Annotated in this window: 25 protein-coding genes and 1 pseudogene; 11 read left to right on the top strand and 15 right to left on the bottom strand. The window is 70.4% G+C overall.

Translation table 11 applies throughout. The features are described from left to right. Nucleotides 1-13 precede the first annotated feature (13 nt). Entirely contained in the window at nucleotides 14-1000 is a 987-nt protein-coding gene (locus ABT342_RS18045; protein WP_351574160.1) for an SGNH/GDSL hydrolase family protein, read from the top strand. Nucleotides 1001-1019: 19 nt separating this feature from the next. On the opposite strand, the gene ABT342_RS18040 is transcribed toward ABT342_RS18045, so the two are convergent. The 3 genes from ABT342_RS18040 to ABT342_RS18030 all read right to left on the bottom strand — a co-directional run bounded on the left by ABT342_RS18040 (nucleotide 1020) and on the right by ABT342_RS18030 (nucleotide 3781). Then, on the bottom strand, nucleotides 1020-1940 hold the full coding sequence (locus ABT342_RS18040) for an RNA polymerase sigma-70 factor (protein WP_351574157.1): 921 nt from the start codon (nucleotides 1938-1940) through the stop codon (nucleotides 1020-1022). Then, entirely contained in the window at nucleotides 1937-3142 is a 1206-nt protein-coding gene (locus ABT342_RS18035; RefSeq protein ID WP_351574154.1) for an NAD(P)/FAD-dependent oxidoreductase, read from the bottom strand. The genes ABT342_RS18040 and ABT342_RS18035 overlap by 4 nt, the downstream gene beginning before the upstream one ends. Before the next feature lie 120 nt (nucleotides 3143-3262). Then, a complete protein-coding gene (locus ABT342_RS18030; RefSeq protein ID WP_351574151.1) occupies nucleotides 3263-3781 on the bottom strand; it encodes a MarR family winged helix-turn-helix transcriptional regulator in 519 nt (172 codons plus the stop codon). 23 nt (nucleotides 3782-3804) lie between these two features. Here ABT342_RS18030 and ABT342_RS18025 point away from each other — a divergent pair, with 23 nt between their 5' ends. Beyond that, the gene (locus ABT342_RS18025) at nucleotides 3805-4341 is read left to right on the top strand and encodes a carboxymuconolactone decarboxylase family protein (protein ID WP_351574148.1); all 537 of its coding nucleotides are present in this window, start codon (nucleotides 3805-3807) and stop codon (nucleotides 4339-4341) included. Here ABT342_RS18025 and ABT342_RS18020 read toward each other — a convergent pair. After that, complete coding sequence (locus tag ABT342_RS18020; protein WP_351574145.1) at nucleotides 4338-6368, bottom strand: phosphocholine-specific phospholipase C; 2031 nt, start codon at nucleotides 6366-6368, stop codon at nucleotides 4338-4340. The genes ABT342_RS18025 and ABT342_RS18020 overlap by 4 nt on opposite strands. Before the next feature lie 329 nt (nucleotides 6369-6697). On the opposite strand from ABT342_RS18020, the gene ABT342_RS18015 reads away from it, so the two are divergent. Both ABT342_RS18015 and ABT342_RS18010 read left to right on the top strand, forming a co-directional pair. After that, nucleotides 6698-8023, top strand: coding sequence for a hypothetical protein (locus ABT342_RS18015; protein ID WP_351574142.1), 1326 nt, complete (start codon nucleotides 6698-6700; stop codon nucleotides 8021-8023). Nucleotides 8024-8170: 147 nt separating this feature from the next. After that, on the top strand, nucleotides 8171-8890 hold the full coding sequence (locus tag ABT342_RS18010; protein ID WP_351574139.1) for a class F sortase: 720 nt from the start codon (nucleotides 8171-8173) through the stop codon (nucleotides 8888-8890). A gap of 18 nt (nucleotides 8891-8908) precedes the next feature. Here ABT342_RS18010 and ABT342_RS18005 read toward each other — a convergent pair whose 3' ends face one another. From ABT342_RS18005 to ABT342_RS17990, 4 genes and pseudogenes are all read right to left on the bottom strand, one after another. Further along, on the bottom strand, nucleotides 8909-9502 hold the full coding sequence (locus tag ABT342_RS18005) for a Uma2 family endonuclease (protein ID WP_351574137.1): 594 nt from the start codon (nucleotides 9500-9502) through the stop codon (nucleotides 8909-8911). Nucleotides 9503-9605: 103 nt separating this feature from the next. Beyond that, nucleotides 9606-10031, bottom strand: a pseudogene (locus tag ABT342_RS18000) (NUDIX hydrolase); the annotation flags it as partial. Then, complete coding sequence (locus tag ABT342_RS17995) at nucleotides 10025-10273, bottom strand: DUF397 domain-containing protein (RefSeq protein WP_351574134.1); 249 nt, start codon at nucleotides 10271-10273, stop codon at nucleotides 10025-10027. The gene ABT342_RS17995 and the pseudogene ABT342_RS18000, both read right to left, overlap by 7 nt. Next, entirely contained in the window at nucleotides 10270-11079 is an 810-nt protein-coding gene (locus ABT342_RS17990; RefSeq protein WP_351574131.1) for a helix-turn-helix domain-containing protein, read from the bottom strand. Before ABT342_RS17990 ends, ABT342_RS17995 begins: the two co-directional genes overlap by 4 nt. An 83-nt stretch (nucleotides 11080-11162) precedes the next feature. Here ABT342_RS17990 and ABT342_RS17985 point away from each other — a divergent pair, with 83 nt between their 5' ends. From ABT342_RS17985 to ABT342_RS17975, 3 genes are all read left to right on the top strand, one after another. Beyond that, complete coding sequence (locus ABT342_RS17985; RefSeq protein WP_351574128.1) at nucleotides 11163-11561, top strand: hypothetical protein; 399 nt, start codon at nucleotides 11163-11165, stop codon at nucleotides 11559-11561. Between the two features lie 144 nt (nucleotides 11562-11705). After that, a complete protein-coding gene (locus ABT342_RS17980) occupies nucleotides 11706-12626 on the top strand; it encodes a hypothetical protein (protein ID WP_351574125.1) in 921 nt (306 codons plus the stop codon). 55 nt (nucleotides 12627-12681) lie between these two features. After that, nucleotides 12682-12993, top strand: coding sequence for a hypothetical protein (locus ABT342_RS17975; protein WP_351574122.1), 312 nt, complete (start codon nucleotides 12682-12684; stop codon nucleotides 12991-12993). A gap of 78 nt (nucleotides 12994-13071) precedes the next feature. Here ABT342_RS17975 and ABT342_RS17970 read toward each other — a convergent pair whose 3' ends face one another. From ABT342_RS17970 to ABT342_RS17960, 3 genes are all read right to left on the bottom strand, one after another. Then, the gene (locus tag ABT342_RS17970; RefSeq protein ID WP_351574119.1) at nucleotides 13072-13512 is read right to left on the bottom strand and encodes a CBS domain-containing protein; all 441 of its coding nucleotides are present in this window, start codon (nucleotides 13510-13512) and stop codon (nucleotides 13072-13074) included. Next, nucleotides 13509-13709 carry an antitoxin gene (locus tag ABT342_RS17965; RefSeq protein ID WP_351574116.1) on the bottom strand — a complete coding sequence of 67 codons (201 nt, stop codon included), beginning with the start codon at nucleotides 13707-13709 and terminating at the stop codon, nucleotides 13509-13511. Before ABT342_RS17965 ends, ABT342_RS17970 begins: the two co-directional genes overlap by 4 nt. A 94-nt stretch (nucleotides 13710-13803) precedes the next feature. Continuing rightward, nucleotides 13804-14490, bottom strand: a complete 687-nt coding sequence (locus ABT342_RS17960) for a GDSL-type esterase/lipase family protein (protein WP_351574114.1) — start codon at nucleotides 14488-14490, stop codon at nucleotides 13804-13806. A 69-nt stretch (nucleotides 14491-14559) separates the two neighbouring features. Between ABT342_RS17960 and ABT342_RS17955 the strand changes: the two genes are divergently transcribed. Continuing rightward, complete coding sequence (locus tag ABT342_RS17955; protein ID WP_351574112.1) at nucleotides 14560-15540, top strand: YncE family protein; 981 nt, start codon at nucleotides 14560-14562, stop codon at nucleotides 15538-15540. A 106-nt stretch (nucleotides 15541-15646) separates the two neighbouring features. Here ABT342_RS17955 and ABT342_RS17950 read toward each other — a convergent pair whose 3' ends face one another. Next, a complete protein-coding gene (locus ABT342_RS17950; protein ID WP_351574110.1) occupies nucleotides 15647-16378 on the bottom strand; it encodes a TetR/AcrR family transcriptional regulator in 732 nt (243 codons plus the stop codon). Between the two features lie 149 nt (nucleotides 16379-16527). Between ABT342_RS17950 and ABT342_RS17945 the strand changes: the two genes are divergently transcribed. Both ABT342_RS17945 and ABT342_RS17940 read left to right on the top strand, forming a co-directional pair. Next, the gene (locus ABT342_RS17945; protein ID WP_502965567.1) at nucleotides 16528-17478 is read left to right on the top strand and encodes an ATP-binding cassette domain-containing protein; all 951 of its coding nucleotides are present in this window, start codon (nucleotides 16528-16530) and stop codon (nucleotides 17476-17478) included. After that, on the top strand, nucleotides 17478-18311 hold the full coding sequence (locus ABT342_RS17940; RefSeq protein ID WP_351574104.1) for an ABC transporter permease: 834 nt from the start codon (nucleotides 17478-17480) through the stop codon (nucleotides 18309-18311). Before ABT342_RS17945 ends, ABT342_RS17940 begins: the two co-directional genes overlap by 1 nt. On the opposite strand, the gene ABT342_RS17935 is transcribed toward ABT342_RS17940, so the two are convergent. The 3 genes from ABT342_RS17935 to serC form a co-directional block, all read right to left on the bottom strand. Next, nucleotides 18301-18915 (bottom strand): Uma2 family endonuclease, encoded by a 615-nt coding sequence (locus ABT342_RS17935; protein ID WP_351574101.1) that lies wholly within the window; start codon nucleotides 18913-18915, stop codon nucleotides 18301-18303. The genes ABT342_RS17940 and ABT342_RS17935 overlap by 11 nt on opposite strands. Before the next feature lie 171 nt (nucleotides 18916-19086). Continuing rightward, on the bottom strand, nucleotides 19087-19740 hold the full coding sequence (locus tag ABT342_RS17930) for a DUF4360 domain-containing protein (protein WP_351574099.1): 654 nt from the start codon (nucleotides 19738-19740) through the stop codon (nucleotides 19087-19089). 239 nt (nucleotides 19741-19979) lie between these two features. After that, nucleotides 19980-21098, bottom strand: a complete 1119-nt coding sequence (gene serC / locus ABT342_RS17925; protein ID WP_351574096.1) for a phosphoserine transaminase — start codon at nucleotides 21096-21098, stop codon at nucleotides 19980-19982. 139 nt (nucleotides 21099-21237) lie between these two features. On the opposite strand from serC, the gene ABT342_RS17920 reads away from it, so the two are divergent. Continuing rightward, complete coding sequence (locus ABT342_RS17920) at nucleotides 21238-24048, top strand: FAD-binding and (Fe-S)-binding domain-containing protein (RefSeq protein ID WP_351574093.1); 2811 nt, start codon at nucleotides 21238-21240, stop codon at nucleotides 24046-24048. Nucleotides 24049-24114 lie beyond the last annotated feature (66 nt).

The following is a 24114-nucleotide window of genomic DNA, read 5'->3' as shown; positions in this document are numbered from 1 at the left end:
CGTTGGCATCGGCATGCGAAGGACTGTGTCCCTTGTCGTGCTGGCCGCACTGGCGCCCGGCGCCCTCGCCGGCGCCGCGAACCCCGAGCCCGTCCGTACCGTCGTGCTCGGTGACGCGTACGTCGCCGGGTACGGCATCGCGCCCGTCGACGAGGGCGACGGCGCGCTGCTGTGCGTACGGGCGAAGGAGAACCTCCCGGACGTCGTCGCCGACCAGCTCGGCGACCAGTCCGTCCTCCTCGACGTCCGCGCCGATGTCTCGTGCACGGGCGCGCGGGTCGGCCATGTGTGGGAGCCGCAGGACCTCGGCGGCGGAATGACCGCCCGGCCGCAGAAGGAGGCCCTGGCCAAGGACACCGGCCTGGTCGTCGTCGGCCTCGGCGCGGACACCCTCGGGCTCGCGCGCGTTCTCAAGCAGTGCTCGGCCCGGCTGCGCGGCACCGAGGGCGCGCTGCTGCCGGACACCGCCGTGGCCGCGGACTCCCCGGCGGCGGGCTGCCGTTCCTTCTTCGAGAAGGGCGCGGGCGCGCCGTGGCTGAAGGACCGCTTCGAGGAGACCGGGAAGGATCTGGACAAGCTCTTCTCGGAGATCGGCAGTGAGTCGCCGGACGCGAAGACGGTCCTGGTCGGCTATCCACGGCTGGTCCCGGCGGACCCGAAGCGGTGCCTGGAGAAGGTCCCCGAGGGCGACGAGCGGCCGCTGGCCGATGTCCCCGAGGACGCGATGGCGTTCCTGGACCGCCACGTGCAGGTCCCGCTCAACGACCTCATGCGGTCCAGGGCGCAGGCGAACGGCGCGCGTTTCGTGGACCTTTACGCCGCGTCCGGTGCCATGACCGCGTGCGACGGTAAGGAGCGGGCGATCGGCGGCCTGCTGGAGAAGTCCGGGGTGACGCTCCTCCACCAGCCGCTGCCGTGGTTCCTGCGCGCGAACGAGACGGGCCGCGACGTGTTCGGGGACGCCGTGGCCCGGGTGGTCGCGGACCTGTACGGGAAGTAGGGCGGGCCTTGCGTGCTGCTCACCGTGTCCCGATGTCGTAGGCGGTGCCGTCGGCGACGGCCTGGAGTTTGTCCGGGTTGGCCACATTGTGGATGGCGGTGATGCGGCCGTCCGCACCGAAGTCGAACGTGACGGTGGCGATCACGCGTCCCGGCGCGCTGAAGACGATGCCCGCCGCGCCGTTGATGTCGACGAGTTCGGCTCTCATGTCGGCGGGCTCGATGCCCTGGTACGTGACGGTGCGGATGGCCGCGAACCAGCCGGCCACCGTGTCCGCGCCGACAACCGGGCGCAGGGCCTGGCGGACCTTGCCGCCGCCGTCGGTCCACAGGGTGACGTCCGGGGACAGCAATTCCATCAGGGTGTTGATGTCACCGCCGGTCGTGGCGGCGAAGAACCGCTCGGTGGCCTCGCGCTGCCGGGTCCGGTCGGCTGCGAAGCGTGGCCGCCGGGCCCGCACGTGCTCGCGGGCCCGGTGCGCGGCCTGACGCACCGCGGGTTCGGAACGTTCCACCGCCTCGGCGATCTCGGCGTGGCTGAAGTCGAAGACCTCCTTGAGCACGAACACCGCCCGCTCCAGCGGGCTGAGCGTCTCCAGCACCACCAGCATGGCCATCGACACGGACTCGGTGTTCGCGGCGACCTCGGAGGCATCCCCACCCGTGAGGATGGGCTCCGGCAGCCACGGCCCCACGTAGGTCTCGCGCTTGTGCCGGGTCGAGCGCAGCCGTTCCAGCGCCAGGTTCGAGACGATCCGCGTCAGGTACGCCTTGGGGTCGGCCACCTGCGAGCGGTCCGCGGCGGACCACTTGATCCAGGCGTCCTGGACCGCGTCCTCGGCGTCGGCCGCAGTGCCCAGGAGGCGGTAGGCCACGGAGAACAGCAGCCGCCGGTGCTCGTGGAAGACCTGCTGGTCGGGCTGGGCGTACAGGTCGGTCACTTGGTCCCCCGGACACGGGTGAAGCGGCCCCCGCGGGGCCAGAACGCGCCCGAGGCGGGCATCTTCTTCATACGGCCGTAGGTCGGCCAGGGCGAGGCGGTCACCGTCTCCTTGTACCGGACGGCCATGCGGCCCGTCAGGCAGATCCGGCGCGGGCTGTCATCGGGGCGGGTGAACTGCACCACGGCATCGCCGCGTCCCAGGCTCACCGGCGTGTGGTAGTAGCCGAAGCGGAACGGCTTGGGCTGCTTGCCCCTGAGCACCCGGTCGATCGACAGCGCGGCGTGCACTCCGGTCGGCATGCCGCCCTGGCAGGTACCGTGCATCACGCCGTAGCCCTGGCGGATCGCGGCCGCGTCGCCGATCGCGTACACGTCGGGGTGGGACACCGACCGCAGTGCGGCGTCGGTGACGATGCGTCCGCGGTCATCGACGGTCAGCCCGGCGGCGGCTGCCAGCGGCGAGGTCCGCGTACCGCTCGTCCACAGGACCGCGTCGGCGGCGATGCTCTCCCCGCCCGCCAGCTCCACCGAGTCGGGCAACACCTTCACCACCTCGACGCCGGCGCGCACCCGGACGCCCAGCCGGTCGAGCGCGGCGTGCACGTACGCCTTGGCCTTCGGGTTCATGGCCGCACCGGGCTCGGCCCGGCCCAGCAGCACGACGTCCAACTCCGGGTGTCGCTCGGCGATCTCCGCGGCCGACTCGATGCCGGTCAGCCCGCTCCCGCCGACCACCACCGTGCCGCTGCCGAGCCGCCCCAGCCGGTCGGCGAGCAATTCGGCGTCCTGGCCGCCGCTCAGGGTGTACGCGTGGTCCTCGACCCCCGGCACCGCCGACGTGTCGGCCACCGTGCCCAACCCGTACACCAACGTGTCGTAGTGCAGGACCCGGTCGTCGTCGATCCGCACGGTCTTGGCGTCCGCGTCGACCGCCGTCACCCAGCCCCGTACGAATCGCGCCCCCGTGCCCTCCAGCAGCTCCGGGATGCTCAGCTCGGCGAGCCGCTGCCCGGTCGCCGTCATGTGCAGCCGCATGCGCTCGGTGAACCGCTCCCGCGCGTTCACCACGGTCACCTGCACGCCCTCGTGCCGCTTGCCCCGGGCCGCCAGTTGGATGGCTGCGGCCATGCCCGCGTACCCGGCCCCCAGGACCACCACACGGTGGGTGACCGTCATGCCGGTTTCCTGCTGTGTGCTCATCGTTCCGTCCTCCTCCATCGCTGTCGACAACCACCAGATGGAAGTGGACCGCCCGTCCGTGACATGGAGTCGATGTGATGCACAGCACACGGCTGTCGAAGGCTCCGCCCCCGCCGGGCCTCACACGCCGCCGAGCCAGCCCGCCGCGTCCAGGCGGAACGCCTCCGCCGGTACGACCGTGCGCAGCGCTTCTTCCAGCGCCCGCAGCTGCGGCTCACCCAGCGTCCGCGCCCACTCGGCCCGCAGTTCGTCGAAGACCGCCGCCGACCGGGCGAGGGCGTCCAGGCCGTGCGGGGTGAGGCGGACCGTCTTGCGGCGGGCGTCGGCGGGGTCGTTCGCGCGTTCCGCGTAGCCGAGGGCGACCAGCCGGTCGACGGTCTTTCCGGCCGCCTGCTTGGACACCCCGAGCCGCCGCCCGATCTCGCTCGCCGTCGCGCCGTCGACCCCGATCGCCTGCATGGCGAAGCCGTGGGCGGGGCGTGCGTCCGGGTGGCCCTGGCGGGCGAGCTCCGCGTGGAGGCGGTCGATGAGGGTGCGGAAGCCCGCGAAGAGGAGCAGGGGCAGCTCGTATCCCCTGCCGTCCGCGGTTACTCCCTTGCTCGATTCGACAACCTGGTTTACCTTCGACTCGTCAACCATGTTGTCGATTTTAGGGGGAGCTCATGCAGTCCGTGGAATCCGTGGAGTCCATGTTCACCAGCCACACCCTGGAGACCGCGCCGGCCGCGTCCCGCAAGGCCATGGAGGGCGTCGTCCGTCATTTCGGCCACCTGCCGGACGCCGTGACCCGCCTCGCCGAATCGCCGGAACTGCTCACCGGCTTCCTGGGACTCAGCGCGAGCTTCGAGCGCAGCACCCTGGAGCCGCTCGCCCGCGAGACCGTCGTCATGACCGTCGCCGTCCGCAACGACTGCCATGTGTGCGTCGACATACACACGGCCAAGCTGCGCGCGCTCGGCGCGGAGCAGGAGCTGATCGCCGCACTGTGCGACCGGCTCCCGCTCCCCGACGAGCGACTCGAAGCGGTACGGCGCTTCACCCTGGAGGTCCTCGCCGCGGCGGGCGGTGTCGACGACGGCGTACTGAAGGACTTCCTGTCGTACGGCTTCACCGAGCGCAACGCCCTCGAAGTCGTCCTCGGGATCGGTGCCTACACGATGTCGACGTTCGCGAACCGCCTGGTCCGCGCCCAGGTCTAGCCCGTGACGCTCGCCGCCCCCGTCTCGATATGCCCGGTGAACCGCTGTGACCAGGCGGAATCGCTGCTCACCGTGATCGTGAAGTCGTACCAGCCGCCGTGGTACGCCACCGCGTTGAAGTAGTCGTCCACGCTGCCGCCCGCCGGGACCTGGTAGGTCCACGGACCGTCGGAGCGGTAGTTGTTCGAGGTGATGGTGAAGGTGACGGCGGCCGTGGAGGCGTTCTTGAGCGAGAACCAGACCGCCGTCTTGCCGGTGCCGCTGTGGACGGCGTAGTAGCTGCGTACGGAGACGTCCTTGCCGGCGGTCTTGGCGTTGCCCCTGAAGCGGCGGAGGAAACGGTTCGGCCCGTACATGCTGATGTCGTACGCGCCGTCGCCGTAGCCGGACCCGATGTTGAAGAAGTCCTCCTGGCGGCCGCCCGCGCCGACGGTGTACTGCCAGGGGGTGCGAGAGCGGTGGGCGTTCGGGTGAATGGAGAAGTGGGCGGCCTTCGTCGCCTCCGCACCCTCGTTGGCCATCGCGAACCAGGCCAGGATCTTGCCGGAGGCGCCGAACTCGAACCGGTCGAGGTAGCCGTTCGACTGATGGGGAAGCGCCCTGGCCGGCTTGGTGCCCGGCTCCTGGACGGGCAGGGCGTTGTTCGGCGGGGCCGGGTTCGGTACGCCGCCGCAGGCCGAGCCGATGATCGAGGTCGCGGGGAGGGCGGGCAGCCCGTACACCGGTGAGCCGAAGTCGAACAGGCCGGTCAGGTCGCCGCACACCGCCCGGCGCCAGGCGCTGATGTTGGGGGACGTGGCCGGGCGGCCGATCGCCGACGTCCAGCGCTCCAGGAAGCGGATCACGGAGGTGTGGTCGAACACCTCGGAGCTCACCCAGCCGCCGCGCGTCCACGGCGACACGACGATCATCGGCACCCGGAAGCCGAGGCCGACCGGCTTTCCGCCGATGACGAGCTCGCCGGCGGTGCCGCTGGGCGGGACGGGCGGCGGGACGTGGTCGAAGTAGCCGTCGTTCTCGTCGTAGTTGAGGAAGACGACGGTGGAGTCGAAGACGTCCGGGTCGGCGTTCAGGGCCTGGAGCACCATGTTCACGAAGTGGTGGCCGTCTCCCGGCGGGCCGCCGGAGGGGTGCTCGGAGAACTCCGCGTCCGCGACGATCCACGACACCTGCGGCAGCGTCCCGGCGGTCACATCGGCCCGGATCGCGTCCGCGATCGCCTCATGGGTGGGCTTGGACCCGGGGACGGAGGCCATACCGCGGTCGTGGAGCGGGGTGCCGGGGGCCGCGTTCACGAACTGGTTGAAGTACGCCAGCCCGTTGTCGCCGAAGTTGTCGCTCGCCCGCTGGTAGACCTTCCACGACACGCCCGCGTCCTGGAGGTTCTCGGCGTACGTCTTCCAGGTGCAGCCGTGCAGCTCGCCCCCGTCGTAGTGGGTGCTGTCGATCTTCCCGCTGAAGAGGAACGCACGGTTGGCACCGGTGCCGCTGAGCGCGGAGCAGTAGTACGCGTCGCAGATCGTGTACGCGTCGGCGAGCGCGTAGTGGAAGGGGATGTCGGCCCGGTCCAGGTACCCCATGGTCCGTACGCCGCCGACGGACGCCGACCAGCCGTCGAGCAGACCCTGGTTCCAGGCGCCGTGCTGGGTGCTCCAGGTGTGGCCGAGGCCGTCGCTGCACTGGGCGAGCAGACGGGGGTCGCCGCCGGTGGTCGCGCCGAGCGCCCACGGGAACTGACGGCCGGTTCCGTTCTTCTGATCGAAGACCGTACGGCCGCCGTCGAGGAGCATCGCGCTGCGGTCGGAGAAGCCGCGTACGCCCTTCAACCGGCCGAAGTAGTGGTCGAAGGAACGGTTTTCCTGCATGAGGACGACGACGTGCTTGACGTCCGCGAGTGTGCCCGCGGTGGTTGTGCCGGCGGCCGCGGCACGGGCGTGGGCGCGGGACGCCGTGCCCAGTTCGAGCGCGGGCAGCCCTGCTGCTCCGGCCGCTGCGGCGGCCACTCCCAGGAACTTGCGACGATCCACCGGCGGACCCTTCGAGGTGATGGTCTGAGGACGGGGAAAGCCTCGGGGCGGGGGGATGAAGGGTCAATAACGGTGCACGAGAGTTCAGCGGGGCGACACCGAATGTTGCGCGGGCTCGGGGCGGGGTCGGCACCCGTTCCGTGTGGCTGGCCGTCCAATGGGTGATTATCTGCCTGTATGACACCCGAAAAGCCCACGAACTACCTCTAATGCGACGTTCTCGGCTGGTGCGTGGCAGGAATCCGGCTGACGGTGAAGCCAGTCGCCACTGCGATCCGATGCGCCGACGATGTGTCAGCCGTCGCAGTCGCGGCGAAAGGAATGCTCCCATGCGCTCTGCCCGCAAGATGTGCCTCGCAGCCGCGGTCACCGCGGTTCTCACGGTCACCGCGCCCGTGGCGTACGCCCTGACGGTTGCCGAGGAAGTCAAGAGTGACAGCTCTTCCTCCAGCCACGACAACGGAGACAAGGGCGACAACGGCGACAACGGCCGCGACGGCGGTGGCAAGCACGACAACGGCCACGACAACGGTGGCAAGCACGGCGACCACGACGACGATGACGACGACGATGACGACGACCACGACGACGACGACCACGACGACGACGATGACGACAACGGCAAGCCCAACGGTGGTCACGACGCCGGTGGTGGCGCCCTGGCTCTGATCGGCGCCGAGGACGAGACCGGCAAGGCCGACACCAAGGACGAGAGCGCGGTCAAGAAGGACGAGAACTCCGCCAAGGAGGAGACCTCCAAGAAGGAGGAGACCTCCACGAAGGGCGAGGACAAGAAGGAAGAGGACAAGAAGGACGACAACGGCGACAAGGACGACAACGGCGACAAGGACGACAACGGGGACGACCACGGCAAGGGCCACCGCGGCCACGGCCACGGCCACGGCGACCACGACGACGATGACGACGACGACCACGACGACGATGACGACGACGATGACGACGACCACGACAAGCCCAACGGTGGTCACGACACCGGCGGCGGCGCCCTGGCGATGACGTTCGTCGACGACGACCCCCAGAAGAGCGAGTCGAGCGAGAAGAGCGACAGCGCTCAGGACACCAGCAGCACGCAGGGCTCCGCCAAGGAGGAGAACTCCAGCAACGCGCAGGACTCCGCCAAGGAGGAGAGCTCCGAGAAGAAGGACCAGGGCTACTCGAAGCAGGAGAACTCCACCAAGGAGGAGAGCTCCACGAAGGACGAGAGCTCGGTCAAGGACGAGAACTCCTCGAAGGATGAGAACTCTGTCAAGGACGAGAACTCGACCAAGGAGGAGAGCTCCACGAAGGAGGAGAACTCCACCAAGGAAGAAGACAAGAAGGAAGAGGACAAGAAGGACGACAACGGCGACAAGGACGACAAGGACGACAACGGGGACGACCACGGCAAGGGCCACCGCGGCCACGGCCACGGCCACGGCGACCACGACGACGATGACGACGACGATGACGACGACGACCACGACGACGATGACGACGACCACGACAAGCCCAACGGTGGTCACGACACCGGTGGTGGCGGTCTCGCCACGAACGGCAGCAGCCTGGCTGCCGGGTCGGCCCTGATGCTCGGTGGTCTGGGCGTCGGAGCGTACAAGATGCGCCGTCGCAACGCGTCACGCGGTGCCCAGATCTAATGCGGCCGCACCTCTAGCCGTCATCACAGTGCTGCCGCGGCCACCGTCTCATCGGGCGGTGGCCGCGGCGATGGCGCTTCCCCCCACTTCCCCCCACTCCTCCTCATCTTCACGTCGCCACACCGCTCCACGGAAAGGCCCGCTCGCATGAACTTCCGGCAGCCCTCCGACCAGCCCTCACCCCGGTCCACCGCCCGGTCCATCCGGAAGGCTCTGATGTGGCCTCTCGCCGCAGCAGGTGTGGGCGCCCTGCTGATCTACACCTCCGTCGACACGACCGGGGAGAGCAGGCACTCGGCCCGCCCCGCGGCCGTCCCCACCCAGCGAGCCGCCGGCCCCTCGGGCGCCGTTCCCGTGCCTCCCAAGGCCGCCGTCCCGGCCAAACCCGCTCCGCCGCTGCCCCGTTCCGCCCCGAACCGGATCTCGATCCCCAAGATCCTTGTCGACGCCCCCTTCACCACCCTGAAGATCGCCCCCGCCGGAAACCTGGAGGCGCCCCCGAAGGACGACAACAACCTGGTCGGCTGGTGGAAGGACGGCCCCGCTCCCGGGGAACGCGGCACGTCGATCGTCACGGGCCACTTCGACACGATGACGGGCCCCGCCGTCTTCGTCGACCTCAGCACGCTCAAGCCCGGCGACCCGGTCCACATCACCCGCCAGGACGGTGTCGTCGCCACGTTCAAGGTCGACTCCGTGGAGACGTTCAGCAAGGCGAACTTCCCCAACGCGCGCGTCTACAACGACACCGCGGCCGCCCAGCTACGGCTGATCACCTGCGCCGGGATGTACAACAAGGTCACCAAGGACTACAACGAGAACCTGGTGGTCTTCGCCCACCTCGCGTCCTCGCGCCGCGCTGCCTGAGGCGACGAGCGCACGGTCTCAATCGCGAGGGAACTCGTCGGTGGTGAGGGTGAGGCCGACGGGGGTGTTCGTGAGGTCGATCTCCCCGCCGAACGTGACCGAGAGGTCGTTGACGTAGTCCCCGTCTTTGGGGTGGGTGTAGACGCGGCACTTGCCGACGTACGGGTCGACGATGAGGTAGACGGGGACCTCGGCGGTCGCGTAGGCGGTCTTCTTCGGCCCGTAGTCCTTGAGGCCGGTCCCCTTGGAGATGACCTCGGCGATGAACTCGACGTCCTGACAGCGCCAGAGGCCCTTGGCATCCGGCTCGGCACCGTCGCGCAGCTTTGCCACGTCCGGGGCCAGGCCGTTCAGATGACCGGGGAAGTCGATGCGTTCGTCCGACGCGACCAGGACATCCATGCCGCACTCGTCCTCCAGCGCGCGGACGATCCGGCGAATGATCTGCCAGTGAGCATGGCGCTGCGGCGACATGTAGACGGTCCCCTCGACGATCTCGACCTTGTAACCCTCGGGGGTGGGCATCCGCTCAAGCGCCTCGAACCACTCGTCCAAGGTCAGCTCGTTGTCGCTGTCGGCCATCTCGATCCTGTCGGTCTCTACGACGGTCACTGTGGCGCTCCTCCCCGGCTGCCGCGTGGTCGCGTCCAGCCGCGCGTTTCAACGATACGCAGGGCGACGGCGGCACGGGGTGACAAGAAATGAACGAATATGCCTACGGCACGGCCAGCAGCGCGGCGAGATCGGGCGGCCACAGGGCGTCGGGGGACGCGGCGAGCTCGTCCGGCGTCCACCAGCGCCAGCCCAGGATCTTGTCGTCGGCGTGCGCGGCGGCGACGCCGTCCGTGGGCTCACGACGGGGGCCGTACGCCACGTAGATGTGCTCGTGCTGGCGTACCTGGATGCCGGCCCGGGTGAAGTCGTGCTCCCAGGTGCACAGCAGCGCGCCGGGCTCCAGATCGGTCCAGCCGGTCTCTTCGCGCAGCTCCCGGAGGGCGCCCTCGCGCGGGGTCTCGCCGGGGTCCAGCCCGCCGCCGGGCATGGCCCAGTGGACGCCGACCTCTTCGTTGTCGTAGCGGAAGAGGAAGACGGCGCCGGTGGGGTCGAGCACGGCGACGCGGGCCGCGCGACGTTTCAGGCGCACGGGAGCCTCCGGGTCGTGTCGGCGAGGAAGGCGGACCAGGCGGTGGGGGAGAGGGTGAGGGCGGGGCGGGTGGTGTTCTTGGAGTCGCGGACGTGGATGGTGGTGGGGGTGGTGGCGACCTCGACGCACTCGCCCTGCTCGGCGCTGTACGTGGATTTGGTCCATGCGAGGGCGACCTCGACGCACTCGCCCTGGTTGGCGCTGTAGCTGCTCTTGAACCAGTTGAGTTCGGTGCTCATAGTGCCTGTGCCGCCTCTTCGATCCGCTTCGCCGACTCTTCGGGAGTGAGGGCCTGCGCTCGCAGAATGCCATATTTGCCGAACAGGTTGCCCAGGTGCGGCTGTTCGGTCACGAAGTAGCCGCCGCCTTGTGCCTCGACGTACGCGAGTTGGCGGCGCTCAGGTGTCTCCAGCAGGATCATGGGGCCCGAAAGCCCGGCGTGGGTCTGTCGATCGTGCGGCATGACCTGCACTTCTACATGGCGGAGCCTGCCGACTTCATTGACGTGGTGCAGTTGCTCCTTGACAATCTGAGGGCCGCCCAGCGGGCGGGTGAGCATGCTCTCCTCCAGCACGAAGCTGACCACGGGCGTGGGCTTGCGGTGGAAGAGTTGTTGGCGTTCCAGCCGGAGTGCGACCTGTTTCTCGACCTCGTCGTCATCCAGGGGCGGGCAGTAGTTGCAGTTGAAGACCGCCCGCGCGTACGCCTCAGTCTGGAGCAGGCCCGGGATCACCTGGTTCTGGTACGTGTGGAGAGAGATGGCCTTCCGCTCCTCGACCAAGTAGTCCTCAGTCCACGGCGGAATCCCGGAGTCCTCGAACTCCTTCTCCGCCACCACCAGTAGTGCACCTCGTGCACCCAGCACCTCATCGGCCTTCGCCACGAAATTTCCGCGTGGTGGCCGCTCCCCCCGTTCCACCATCGCCACTTGCGACTTGGAGAACCCGATGCGCGCGCCGAGTGCCTCCTGCGACATCCCATTCAAGCCGCGATAGAAACGCAGCAGCGCGCCGAAGGACTTCGAGCCACGTTCACCGTTGTGCACAGCGCCCTCCCAGAGTGCACGGACCTGCACCAACACCCTGTGGTGCTGGTCACATTGAAGCCCGCGCCGCAATGCTCTGTTTCATGAACCGAGCAATCGCACCCTCATGGGTGCCCGCCTCCGGGCATGCCCTGCGACATGCGGGTATCCACTTCGACGCCGTCCGCATCCCTGGCTGCACCGGCGAGGAAGTGGCCTACGAACTCATGCAGTTCACGGACTTCCAGGCCGGGCCGATCATCCGCGAGGCCACCGGCGAGCGGAACATGTACTTCCTGCTGCCCCCGCAAACCGCCGCCGCGCACGCGTGGCCGGCGGGGACGCGGGCGATCACGCGGCTCAGCGGAGGCGCGGCCTTCGTGGGCGTACCGGCGCTGGACGGGTTCACGTGGCCGCTGGACTGGAGGTCGCTGCCTACCGCCGAAGTGCCGTACGTGGACCCGCAGTTGTTGCACGAGATGGCCACATGTGCGCTACGGTAATCGCGTCATCACGCTCTGTGTGCATACATGGAGCGGTCCCCGGCGGTGCGCCAACACCAAATCCGAGGACCTTCACCACCAGTGGATCGGACCCACCAGAAAGTGCTTACGCATGTTATCGCGCCCACTCGGCGCTTCACTAAGGTGTCGCACGACCTCGTCCGCCATCGGCGGCTCAACAGCGACGCGAAGATCCTCCTGATCCATATTCAGGGGCTCCCCGACGACAAGGCGCGCAGGCCCCTCAGCGACATCGCCGAGGAGCTCGGCATCAAGGGCCGGGCGTACCAGAAGGCCAAGGAACAGCTCCTGGAGTGCGGTTACTTCCACGAGTGGCGGTGGCAGAGCCAGCGGGGGCGCTGGAGCACCGATCAGCTCTGCTCGAACGTCTGCCTCTCGGGCGAGGAGGCGGACCAGCTCCGCGAAGGCACCCCACCGAGTGACCCGGTTCCGGCGGTCGGTGCGACGGGCGGTCGGACGGCCGGTGCCTCCCCTCCGGAAGCCGAAGACGGTGAGAAGACAACTGCCCACCACCCACCCAAGGCACCGGACCCCGAACCGGCCCCGGAACCGGATCCCGAACCGGAGCCGGAGCCCGCAAGGGGCGGCGAGGTGGTCCAGGCCGAACGCGTCCTGCTGTCGCTGCGGCACACCCACCGCGAGCTGCTGCTCGGCGTCCGCGAGGCACGTGGCCTCGCCGACGCGGCGGCGGAGTGGCTGCGGCGCGGAGTCTCGGCGGCGGACCTGCGGCACGCGCTGACCAGCGGGTTGCCGCGCACCGGGGTCCGCTCGGCAGCCGGTTTCGTACGCCACCGGCTGCTGCACAAGCTCCCCGGCCTGCCCGAGCCCGAGCCCGCCGCCACCGCCACGGCCACAGCGGCTCCCACCGGGCCGCCCGCCCTGGTCGTCTGCGAGGGCCCCGGCCCCGACCACGTCTTCCGCCCCCTCGGCGACGAGACGCACTGCGGCGCCTGCCGCCTCGGCCGAGCGTCCAGCGCACAACGTCCCGTCCCGAGAGCGGTGGACTGGCGGACGCTCGTGGAGGAGGTCGGCGCCCATGCTTAGCAAGTCCTACCCTGCTGCCGTGGCCCGGCAGGCAGCCCAGGAGAGGAGCAGGGACGTGGCGGCATGGAGCGAAATCCTGGAGGAGGCCCGGCAGGACCTGGGGTTCACCGGGGAGGTGGTCCCGCGCAACCTCAAGGGGATTCGCGCGGCTCTGAAGCCCGAACGGCTCGCCGATCTCGACGCCGAGCTTTCCGCTCTGTCCGAGGGCGCGATCTTCGACGCGTTCCTCGACGCTTGGTGGACGCAGGCCCTCGCGGACAGCGCCTCCAGTGTGGAGGACAGGGAGCGGGCGATCGACTTCGCCGATCTGGCAATCTCTCTCCGCGTCCTGCGCTCAGGCGGCGGCCCCGGCTTACACGCAGGCTGAGATCGACGCGTTGATCGCCAGCGACTGATCCGGGCGGCGGCGCCCAGGGAGAGCGCGGGTCGCCGCCGCCCCGACCGGTCAGGCGTTCGCGTAGACCCGGGTCGCGAATTCCGCGATCTGGGCGTCCGTGAGGTTCTTCGCGAGGTTGGCCTCCGTGATCATGCCGCAGAGCTGGTGGCCCTGCTCCACATCGATCACCGGCAGTCGCTTGATCTGGTGCTGTTCCATCATCGCCAGCGCGTCGTCCGCCGTCGCGCTCGCGTCGATCCAGTGGAGCTGGCCGGCCAGCGAGCCGGCCTGGACCGTTGCCGGGTCGATGCCCTCGGCGCAGCACTGGACGACGATGTCACGGTCGGTGATCATGCCGGTGAGCTTGTTGTTGTCGCCGCAGATGGGCAGACAGCCGACGTTCATGTCGCGCATCATCTTGGCCGCGTCCATCAGGGACTGGTGGGCGCCGACGCACTGTACGCCGCTCGTCATGATGTCGCGCGCGGAAAGCTGTGTGGTTCGAGTCATGGCCGGTCCTGTCCTGGGTCGCTCTGCCTCTGGTCGTCGCCGAACTGCTGCTTGAGCTTGTCCTGGGCGGTGTCGACCTGGCTCTGGTATTTGCCCTGGGTCTTCTCGTCGACGAAGTCGCCGGCCTTGTCGATGCCCTGCCCCGCCTTGTCCTCGTGGCCCTTCAGCATCTGTTTCAGCTTGTCCATCACGGACATGGACGTCCTCCTAACGGTGTAACCCCCACGCCTCCAGAGTCACCGCACCTCGCGCGGTTCGCATCCGCACGGGAATGTCCCGGTCAGGGGCCGCTCAGGCAGCGGGCTCGTACGGGGCGCCCAGGTCCCAGGCCTGGTACATCGCCTCGGCGAAGGCCGCCGCCAGCTTGTGCTCGCCGGACGGGCCCGGGTGCGTGCCGTCGTACGTGTCGCCGTGGATGTCGTACGACGCCGGCGGCGACGCCAGCAGCAGCGGCGACGTGGCCGTGTCGAGGTCGGCGACCGTTTTCGCGAGGAGCTCGTTGAAGCGGTCGCACTCCGCCGCGAAGGGGGCGTCGGACTCGGCCCGTACGTTGCGGATGACGGGCATCAGGACCGCCCGGACGTGCGGGTTCGCGGCGCGGGCCTCGGCGATGAACGCGCGGGCGTTCACGGCGGTCTGACTGCTGTTCGTGTAGAAGCCGAGGTCTATCAGGCCCAGCGAGACCAGCAGGATGTCCGCCTTGGTCGCGGTCACCGTCTCCCGGATCAACGGCGCCATGTGCAGCCAGCCCTCGCCCCAGCCGGCCAGGTGCTTGCGGGAGCGCTCGGGGAAGGCGGGGTCGGCGTACGCCGTCGAGACGGGCGCGTCCGTGGTCGTGTCGTACAGCTCGGTGCGCGGGCCGACGATGCGGTACGGGCCGCCGAAGGAGCGGTTGAGGTGCTGCCACATCCGATAGCGCCACGTGTAGTCGCCGGCGCGTCCGATGGTCATGGAGTCACCGACGAACATGAAACGCATGGGGGTAATGATGGCCGACCTGCGCCGGGTGACACCCCTGGCCGTGACGTGACGATGGACACTTGGGGCATGCGTTCGTTGCGTACGACCTTGCTCGCCGCCGTGCTCCTGTCCGGCGCCGCCGTGCCCACTGCCGCCTTCGCCGATGACGGTGCCGGGTTCACCATCAAGGACCCCCGGATCACCGAGTCCAGCGGGCTCGCCGCGAGCCGCGTCCACCCGGGCGTGTACTGGACGCACAACGACCAGGACGAGCCGCGTGTGTTCGCCGTCGACGCGAAGACGGGCGAGACCGTCGCGACCGTCACCCTGAGCGGCGTGGGCAAGCCGCGGGACATGGAGGCCATCTCCATCGGCCCCGACGGCTATGTGTACGTCGGCGACATCGGCGACAACGCCGACTCCTGGAAGCACGTCTGGATCTACCGGTTTCCCGAGCCGCGCGCCCTGAAGGACATCACGGTGCAGGCCACGCAGTACGTCGTGCAGTACGAGGGCGGCCCGCGCAACGCCGAGGCGATGATGGTCCATCCGAAGACGGGCCGGGTCTACATCGCCAGCAAGCACGAGGACGGCGGCGGGCTCTACGAGGGCCCGGCCCGGCTGGCGACGGGGGCCACGAACGTCTTCCGGCGGATCGGCGAGGTGCCGTGGGTGACGGACGGGGCGTTCTCGCCGGACGGGACGGAGCTGGTGCTGCGCTCCTACTTCAGCGCGCGTGGGTACGCGTGGAGCGGCGGGCGGCTCGGCAAGGAGCACCCCGTCGGCGCGCCCATCCAGGGGCAGTCGGAGTCCGTGACGTACACGTCGGACGGCAGCGCGCTGATGTTCGGGACGGAGGGCGAGCAGAGCGAGGTCGTGCGGCGCGAGGTCGAGAGGAAGCCGGGCGGCGAGTCGCCCCCCGGCGGCACGGGTACGGCCAAGCCGGGCGGTGGCGCCGCGTCGCAGACCGACGACGGCAACGGCCTCGCCGTCCCGGCCGGCGCACTCGCCGTCGCCGTCCTCGCCGTGCTGGCCTTCCGCTCCCGGCGCAGGCGTTCTCAGGGCTGAGGCCCCGGGCGCGGGTGTGGCGCGGAGGCCGGCGGCCCGGTGCGGGTGCGCGCGAGGCGAAGCCCTCGGCGCAGGCGCGCCCTGTCGACGTGCCGCGCAGACGCGGTCAGGGCTGACGGGCCGCCCGGCTCTTGACGAGGGCCTCGAAGCCGTCGAGGAGGCGGGCCAGGCCGAAGGCGAAGTGGTCGAAGTCCGTCCGGAACGTGTCCTCGGCGAGGGCCGCCATGTGCGGGAACTCGCCGCTCGTCATGGCCCGCTCCAGGTAGGGGCGCTGGCCTTCCCAGAACTCCTCGTGGCTCACGCCGGTCTCCTTGGCCGCTTCGACGGTCTGGATCTCCATCCGCGCGATGCCGGTGGCGAAGCTCTGCACCGTGATGATCACGGAGATCGTCTCGGGGTCGGTCAGTCCCATCCCCTTGAGCCCGGTCAGGCAGAGCTCCAGACCCCGCAGCGTGCTGGGGCCGAGGGCCGAGCGGGCCTCGTTGACCTTGAGCAGCCAGGGGTGTGCGTGGAACAGCGCCCGGTAGCTGCGGGCCAGGATCCCGATCGCCTCGCGCCAGTCGACCTCCCGGGGCGGCTCGGCGGCGAGTGACTCGGCCTGGACGCGGTCGAGCATCAGGTCGAGCAGCTCCGCCTTGCCGGGGACGTACCGGTAGAGCGACATCGTGCCGACGCCGAGCTCGGTGGCGACGCGGCGCATGGAGACGGCGTCCAGGCCCTCGGCGTCGGCGACCTCGACGGCGGCGGTGACGATCCGGTCGAGGCCGATGCCCGGCTTGGGGCCGCGGCTGGGGCGTTCGCCGGTGCCCCACAGGAGTTCGAGACTGCTGCGCGTCATGGGCCTCAGCCTAAGCCCGTTCTCTAAAATTGGGTACGGTGTACTCTCATGCGAGTACGGTGTACTCAGTTACTCGTTACCAGGTGCGGGAGGGCTCTGTGGACGGATACGCGGTGCTGGCGGAAGGACTGCGCAAGCGGTACGGCGAGATGCACGCGCTCGACGGCTTCGACCTCGCCGTGCGGCGCGGCACGGTGCACGGACTGCTCGGCCCGAACGGCGCGGGCAAGACGACGGCCGTACGCGTCTTCGCGACCCTGCTGCGGGCCGACGGCGGCCGGGCCCTGGTCGCGGGGCTCGACGTGGCGGCCGACCCGCACGGGGTGCGGCGGCGCATCGGGCTCGCCGGGCAGTACGCGGCCGTGGACGGGGGGCTCACCGGGCGGCAGAACCTGGAGCTGTTCGGCCGGCTCTTCCGGCTGGGCGGGTCCCGGGCCCGGCGCCGGGCGGACGAGCTGCTGGAGCGGTTCGGCCTGACGGAGGCGGCGAACAAGGGCGTGAGCGACTACAGCGGCGGCATGCGGCGCCGGCTCGACCTCGCCGCCTCGATGATCCTCGCCCCGGACGTCCTCTTCCTCGACGAGCCGACGACCGGGCTCGACCCGCGCGGCCGGGGCGAGGTGTGGGACGCGGTACGGGCGCTGGTCGCGGGCGGCACGACCGTACTGCTGACGACCCAGTACCTGGACGAGGCCGACCGGCTCGCCTCGCACATCACCGTCATCGACCGGGGGCGGGTCATCGCCGACGACACCCCCGACGGGCTGAAGAACGCGGTGGGCGGCGACCGCATCGAGGTGGTGGTCGCCGAGTCCGCCGCGCTGCCGGCCGCGCTGAAGGCCGTGGCCCGGGTGGCGGCCGCCGAGCCGGAGACCGATGACCTGGGGCGCCGGGTGCACGCGCCGGTCGAGGACCGGGTGGCGGCGCTGACGGACGTGGCGCGGACCCTCCAGGACGAGGGGATCGCGGTCGAGGACCTCGGGCTGCGCAGGCCGAGCCTGGACGACGTGTTCCTGCGCCTGACCGGACACGCGGCGACCGACACGACCGACACGACCGACACGACCGACACGACCGGGACGACCGAGGAGGCCGCCTGATGACGACCGTCGACCTGACCGTTCCGCGCGCGGAGGGCCCGGCCGGGCGCCTGTACTGGGCGTTCGTCGACTGCGGGAACGTCGTACGCCGCACGATGATCCACTACCGCCGCGCGCCCGTCGGCATCCTCTGGCGGCTCGGCTTCCCGATCGTCTCCGTACTGCTGTACGGCTTCGTTTTCGGTGGCGCCATGCAGGTGCCGGGCGGCGGGGACTACAGGGCGTTCCTGATGCCCGGCATGTTCGCCATGACCATGGCCTTCGGCTTCATGTCCACCGCCACGGCCGTCGTGACGGACATGACCCGGGGCGTCATGGACCGCTTCCGCTCCATGCCGATGGCCCCGTCGGCGGTCTGCTCGGGCCAGGGCGTCGCCGACCTGGTCGTCGCCGCCGCCGAACTCGCCATCCTGGCCGCCACCGCCCTCGCCATCGGCTGGCGCTCGGACGGCGGCCTCGCGGCGACCGCGGCGGGCTTCGGGCTGCTGCTGCTCCTGCGCTTCAGCCTGATCTGGGTGGGCGTGTGGTGCGGCCTCGTCGTCCCGAACGCGGAGGCGGCGGGCGGGCTCTACGCCGTCGTCTTCCCGCTCACCATGATCTCCAGCGTCTACGTCGCCCCCGAGCTGATGCCCGACTGGCTGGCACCGGTGGCCGCCTGGAACCCGATCTCCTCGACGGTGGCGGCGACCCGGGAACTGTTCGGCAACCCGGGGGCCGGGGGCGGGACATGGGTCGAACAGCACGCGGTGCTGATGGCGGTGGTGTGGCCGCTGATCATCACGGCTGTGTTTTTGCCGTTGGCGGTGCGGAGGTTCCAGCGGCTCAGTCGGTGACCGCTCGCGCAGCCGTCAGCAGCTCGGTCACATCCAACTTGACCTCGGCTCCGATGGAGTCGGGCAGGGTGATCTGCTGGCCGGGAGCGTAGATCTCATGGTTGTCGTATTCATCGGCGATGGGGTTCGTCAAGATATGGACCCGGGTGTGCTTTCGGTCGACGATCACATAGACCGGGACCTTGGCCCGCGCGTATGCGATGACCTTGTTCCGCAGATCGTTCTTGTAATTGCTGGAGGTGACCTCAAGAACGAGCCGGAAGATCGCTGGGTCGCAGCACTTGAACTCGATCAGATGCTCTCGGAAGTCGGCGTCGACCACGGCGAGGTCGGGGATGGCGTAGTCCTCCGGGCCGTCCGGGAGCCACAGGCCGATGCCCTGGTGCACTCTGGTCTCCGTTCCGTGCAACCCCGCAGCCAGGAACGGGATCATCACGTCCGTCAGTACGTCAGCGTGATCTGGGTCCGGGGGTGGAGTCACGGTGAGGACGCCTCCGATGATCTCGACGCGGTAGCCGGGAAGCTGCTCCATGAGGCGGTCGGCCTCTTCGAGTAGCGTCCGCGGCTCGCCGTCACAGGGGTGCTCGGCTGCGGCTGCAGACATTGCGGGCCTCCTGGTGGCTGGTGTCGAGAGCATCATCGTAGGGCGGTGAGCCTCCGAGTGCCCGGTACGAGAGGCGTCACTCGTACGTATGACTGAGCGGCTCAAGGCCCGGACCCCGCGCAGTGGCCTGCGCGGGGTCCGGCCGTCACGGCGTCACGGCGTCACGCGTGGCTACGCCGGGCACTCCTTCCAGGCGAGCCGGTAGACGGTGTTGATCGCACCGTCCGTCGAGTCCATCGTGATGAAGCTGGTCTTCGACGGGTCGGACGTGCCCGCCTTGACGCGCAGTTCGGTGTTGATGTTGAAGTTCCGCTTGGCCCCGCAGGGCGCCCACACCAGCTGCGCCCACTCGGTCTCGTCGGTGGCCTGCCAGTTGTTGTCGTACGGCCCGCTGAAGGGATGGTTTCTGGCGGCCGTGTCGGGCGACCCCTGGAAGTAGTACGACGCCTTCTGCGTGGCGGAGGCGCCCCGCTGCAGGCTCGCGTAGCCGCGGTAGTCCGCGCTGGCGACGGCGTACGTGAAGCCCTGCGGCACGTGGACGATCAGGTTGAGCTGGCAGTTCTTGCGGAAGTCGATGGGGTCGGCGCCCTGTCCGACCCGGGCCAGGTAGTCGCTGTACGTGACGGTGAACGCGGTGTTGTCGGGGGCCACGGCGACGGCCGCGGTCCCTGCCGGACAGCCCGATCCGTTGACCGTGGCGATCTCGATGACGATCTTGTCGGGCGGCGCCACGATGGCCGCGTTCGCGCTGCCGGCGTCGGCGCCGACGAGGGTGGAGGCGAGGGCCGCGGTGAGGGCGGCAGTCGCGCGTAAGGCACCAGGCATGATGCGTGCTCCGATCGATTCGATTCGGTGGTCGGTGGCCGGTGAACCGTGGGGGGTCCAGCCGATCCCTGTGACATGTCGCCGCCCCGGGGGACAGTTGAGGCGTGAACATGTCAAATGCATCGGATCGCTTGGGAGCGTAGAGACCAACTCCGCCCTCCGATAGGGCGGTTATCGGCCGCACAGCACGGAGGCCCGGCGGTCGATGACCGCCGGGCCTCCGTAGGTGAAGTCAGTGACTACAGCTTCTCGATGACGTAGTCGACGCACGCCGTCAGCGCCTGCACGTCCGCCGGGTCGATCGCCGGGAACATCGCGATACGCAGCTGGTTGCGGCCCAGCTTGCGGTACGGCTCGGTGTCCACGATCCCGTTCGCGCGCAGGGCCTTCGCGACCGCCGCCGCGTCGACCTCGTCGGAGAAGTCGATCGTGCCGATGACCTGCGAGCGCTTGGCCGCGTCCGTGACGAACGGCGTCGCGTACTTGGACTCCTCGGCCCAGCCGTACAGGTTGCGCGCGGAGGTGGCGGTGCGGCGGACCGACCAGTCCAGGCCGCCCTGGCCGTTGATCCACTTCACCTGCTCGTTGAGCAGGAAGAGGGTGGAGAGGGCCGGGGTGTTGTACGTCTGGTTCTTGAGCGAGTTGTCGATCGCCGTCGGGAGGGAGAAGAACTCCGGGACGTGGCGGCCCGACCCGTGGATGCGCGCGGCGCGCTCCAGGGCGGCCGGCGAGAAGGCGGCGATCCACAGGCCGCCGTCCGCGGCGAAGGACTTCTGCGGCGCGAAGTAGTAGACGTCGGTCTCGGCGATGTCGACCGGCAGGCCGCCGGCGCCCGACGTGGCGTCCACCAGGACCAGCGCGCCCTCGTCGGCGCCCGCGACCCGCTTGAGGGGGGCGGCGACACCGGTGGAGGTCTCGTTGTGGGTGAAGGCGTAGACGTCGACGCCCTCCTCGGCCTGCGGCTCCGGGTGAGTGCCGGGGTCGGAGGAGATGACGGTGGGCTCGGCCAGCCACGGGGCGAGCTTCGCGGCCTTCGCGAACTTCGACGAGAACTCACCGAAGGAGAGGTGCTGCGACTTGTTGTCGATGAGACCGTGCGTCGCGATGTCCCAGAAGGCGGTGGAGCCGCCGTTGCCCAGGATCACCTCGTAACCCTCGGGAAGGGAGAACAGCTCGCGCACACCCTCGCGCACCTCGCCGACCAGGTTCTTGACCGGGGCCTGGCGGTGGGACGTACCGAGCAGGGACGTACCGGTGGCGGCCAGCGCGTCCAGCGCCTCCGTACGCACCTTGGAGGGTCCGGCGCCGAAACGACCGTCGGCGGGCTTGATGTCAGCGGGAATCTGGATATCGGCCACGGTCGGAGCCTAGTCGGTTCTGCCAGGTCATCGGGTGCGTTGTCCGGCGGATGAGACAAGCGATCACCTGTCGGACGCCAGTCCGTCATCATGCCTGGTGTCGCCTTTGCCGTGATCCGATCCGGGGCACGCTGTGGCCATGGGTGATCGTGAAGAGCTCGAACGCGCCCTTCGGGCGGAGGTCCGCGGGGACGTGGACTTCGGCGCGGGCGCCCGCGCGCTGATGACGATGGACGCGTCCAACTACCGCCGGGTCCCGGACGGGGTCGTCGCCCCGCGCGACGCGGCGGACGTGGCCGCCGTCCTCGACGTGTGCCGCGGCCGCGGGGTCCCGGTCGTGGCGCGCGGTGCGGGCACGTCGATCGCGGGCCAGGCCACGGGGACGGGAGTGGTGCTGGACTTCACCCGTCACATGAACGGCATCGTGTCGGTGGACGGGCAGGCGCGTACGGCGGTCGTCCAGCCCGGTGTCGTCCTGGACCGGCTGCGGGACGCGGCACGGCCGTACGGGCTGACGTTCGGCCCTGATCCGTCCACGCACAGCCGCTGCACGATCGGCGGAATGATCGGCAACAACGCGTGCGGGGCGCATTCGGTGGCGTGGGGGACGACCGCCGACAACGTGCGCGAGCTGTCGGTGGTGACGTACGGGGGCGCGCGGCTGCGGCTCGGGCAGGGCTGGGACGGCGCCCCGGCCGGGCTGCGGGAGCTGGTGGACCGGAACCTGGCTCTCCTGCGCACCGGTTACCCCGGCGGGCTGCCGCGCCGGATCTCCGGGTACGCGCTCGACGCGCTGCTGCCCGAGCGGGGTGTCGACCTCGCCCGCGCCTACTGCGGCAGCGAGGGCACGCTGGCCGTCCTCACCGAGGCGACGGTGCGGCTGGTCGAGTCGCCGCCCGCGCGCGCCCTCGCCGTACTCGGCTACGCCGACGAGAGCGCGGCCGCCGAGGCCGCGGCCGGCCTGCTGGCGTACCGGCCGCTGACGGTGGAGGGCATGGCGCAGGATCTCGTACCGGACCCCGGCGGGCTGCCGCGCGGCGGGGCGTGGCTCTTCGTCGAGACGGGCGGGGCGACGCGGGGCGAGGCCCTCGCCCGCGCCGAGGCGATCGTGAAGGGTGCCGACGCGCTCGACGGGACGGTCGTGACCGATCCGGCCGGGCAGCGGGCGCTGTGGCGGGTACGGGAGGACGCGGCCGGCACGGCGACCCGGATGCCGGACGGCACCGAGGCCTGGCCCGGCTGGGAGGACTGCGCGGTGCCGCCCGCCCGGCTCGGCGCGTATCTGCGGGACTTCCGGGCGCTGCTGGCGGAGCACGGGCTGCGCGGCACGCCGTACGGCCACTTCGGGGACGGCTGCATCCACGTCCGTATCGACTTCGACCTGATGAGCGAGGCGGGCGTACGGCGCTTCCGCGCGTTCTCGGAGGAGGTGGCCGCGCTCGTCGTCGCCCACGGGGGCTCGCTGTCGGGCGAGCACGGGGACGGGCAGGCGCGGGCGGAGCTGCTGCCGAAGATGTACGGGGACGAACTGGTCGGGCTCTTCGGCCGGTTCAAGGACCTGTGGGACCCGGCGGGCGGACTGAACCCGGGGATGCTGGCCCGCCCGGCGCGGCTGGATCAGAACCTGCGCTTCGAGGTGCTGCCCCGCGAGCCGGTGCCGGTCGCCTTCGGCTACCCGCACGACGGCGGGGACTTCGGCTCGGCCGTGCGCCGCTGCGTCGGCGTCGCCAAGTGCCGGGTGGACGGGCCGAGTTCAGGGCCCGGGGTGATGTGCCCCTCGTACCGCGCCACGGGCGAGGAGCGGCACTCCACGCGCGGGCGCGCCCGGCTGCTGCACGAGATGCTCGCGGGCGAGGTCGTCACGGACGGCTGGCGCTCGGAGGAGGTGCGTGACGCGCTCGACCTGTGCCTGTCGTGCAAGGGGTGCCGGAGCGACTGCCCGGTGGGGGTCGACATGGCCACGTACAAGGCGGAGTTCCTGCACCACCATTACGCGGGCCGGGTGCGGCCCGCAGCCCACTACGCGATGGGCCGGCTGCCCGGCTGGCTGCGGGCCGCTTCCCCGTTCGCGTCCGTCCTGAACGCGGCGGCGAGGGTCCGCCCCCTGGCCGCGCTCGCCAAACGCCTGGGCGGGATCGCACCGGAACGCGACCTGCCCGTGCTCGCGCCGGTGACGCTCAGGCGGTGGCTGCGCGAGCATCTGGGCGACCGTACGCAGGTCTTCGCGCGGAGCCGTACGGCCGTGCTGTGGCCGGACACCTTCACCGACCACCTGTCGCCCGAGGTGGGCAGGGCGGCGGTGCGGGTGCTGGAGGCGGCGGGCGTCGGCATCGTGGTCCCGCCCGGCCGGGTCTGCTGCGGACTGACGTACGTCTCCACCGGCCAGCTCGACCGCGCCCGTACGGTGATGCGCCGCACCCTGGACGTGGTGGAGCCGCTGCTGGACCTCGACGTGCCCGTGATCGTCCTGGAGCCGAGCTGCGCGGCCGCGCTGAAGACCGACCTCCCGGAACTCCTCGGCGACGACCCCCGCGCGGCCCGGCTGTCGGCGGCCGTACGCACCTTCGCCGCGGGGCTGGAGGAGTGCGCCCCTGACTGGACGCCGCCCGCCGTCGGCCGGCCGGTGGTGGGCCAGACCCACTGCCACCAGCACGCGGTCCTGGGCGACGCGGCCGAGCGCCGACTGCGCGAACGGGCCGGGCTGCTGGGGGAGTTGAGCGGCGGCTGCTGCGGGCTCGCGGGGAACTTCGGCTTCGAGCGGGGTCACTACGAGGTGTCCGTGGCATGCGCGGAGGACCAGCTGCTGCCGTCGGTCCGGGCCGCGGGTGAGGGTGCGGAGCTGCTGGCGGACGGCTTCTCCTGCCGTACGCAGCTGGAGCAGCTGGCGGGGCGGCGGGGGCGGCACCTGGCGGAGATCCTGGCGGAGGGGCTGGGCCTCACCGACGACTGAGCGGCGGTCAGGTGCCTGCGGCGGGGGTCATCGGGTGCCTCGCGCCGTCCCGTCCGGCAAACGCTC

The organism is Streptomyces sp. NPDC000410 (genome assembly GCF_040300305.1).
Classification (GTDB): Bacteria; Actinomycetota; Actinomycetes; order Streptomycetales; family Streptomycetaceae; genus Streptomyces.
Note: the sequence above shows the minus strand (reverse complement) of the source record. Positions and strands in the feature narration are given on the sequence as shown.

Coding starts and splice junctions, on each gene's coding strand:
- ABT342_RS17950 (WP_351574110.1), bottom strand. CDS start 16,378: ATGACGCGCAGCAGTCTCGAACTCCTGTGGGGCACCGGCGAACGCCCC.
- ABT342_RS17995 (WP_351574134.1), bottom strand. CDS start 10,273: ATGAGCACCGAACTCAACTGGTTCAAGAGCAGCTACAGCGCCAACCAG.
- ABT342_RS17960 (WP_351574114.1), bottom strand. CDS start 14,490: ATGCGTTTCATGTTCGTCGGTGACTCCATGACCATCGGACGCGCCGGC.
- ABT342_RS18035 (WP_351574154.1), bottom strand. CDS start 3,142: ATGAGCACACAGCAGGAAACCGGCATGACGGTCACCCACCGTGTGGTG.
- ABT342_RS17920 (WP_351574093.1), top strand. CDS start 21,238: ATGGGTGATCGTGAAGAGCTCGAACGCGCCCTTCGGGCGGAGGTCCGC.
- ABT342_RS17955 (WP_351574112.1), top strand. CDS start 14,560: ATGCGTTCGTTGCGTACGACCTTGCTCGCCGCCGTGCTCCTGTCCGGC.
- ABT342_RS17965 (WP_351574116.1), bottom strand. CDS start 13,709: ATGTCCGTGATGGACAAGCTGAAACAGATGCTGAAGGGCCACGAGGAC.
- ABT342_RS18010 (WP_351574139.1), top strand. CDS start 8,171: ATGAACTTCCGGCAGCCCTCCGACCAGCCCTCACCCCGGTCCACCGCC.
- ABT342_RS17970 (WP_351574119.1), bottom strand. CDS start 13,512: ATGACTCGAACCACACAGCTTTCCGCGCGCGACATCATGACGAGCGGC.
- ABT342_RS17945 (WP_502965567.1), top strand. CDS start 16,528: ATGCACGCGCTCGACGGCTTCGACCTCGCCGTGCGGCGCGGCACGGTG.
- ABT342_RS17985 (WP_351574128.1), top strand. CDS start 11,163: ATGAACCGAGCAATCGCACCCTCATGGGTGCCCGCCTCCGGGCATGCC.
- ABT342_RS17930 (WP_351574099.1), bottom strand. CDS start 19,740: ATGCCTGGTGCCTTACGCGCGACTGCCGCCCTCACCGCGGCCCTCGCC.
- ABT342_RS18030 (WP_351574151.1), bottom strand. CDS start 3,781: ATGGTTGACGAGTCGAAGGTAAACCAGGTTGTCGAATCGAGCAAGGGA.
- ABT342_RS18025 (WP_351574148.1), top strand. CDS start 3,805: ATGCAGTCCGTGGAATCCGTGGAGTCCATGTTCACCAGCCACACCCTG.
- ABT342_RS18045 (WP_351574160.1), top strand. CDS start 14: ATGCGAAGGACTGTGTCCCTTGTCGTGCTGGCCGCACTGGCGCCCGGC.
- ABT342_RS17940 (WP_351574104.1), top strand. CDS start 17,478: ATGACGACCGTCGACCTGACCGTTCCGCGCGCGGAGGGCCCGGCCGGG.
- ABT342_RS17935 (WP_351574101.1), bottom strand. CDS start 18,915: ATGTCTGCAGCCGCAGCCGAGCACCCCTGTGACGGCGAGCCGCGGACG.
- ABT342_RS18015 (WP_351574142.1), top strand. CDS start 6,698: ATGCGCTCTGCCCGCAAGATGTGCCTCGCAGCCGCGGTCACCGCGGTT.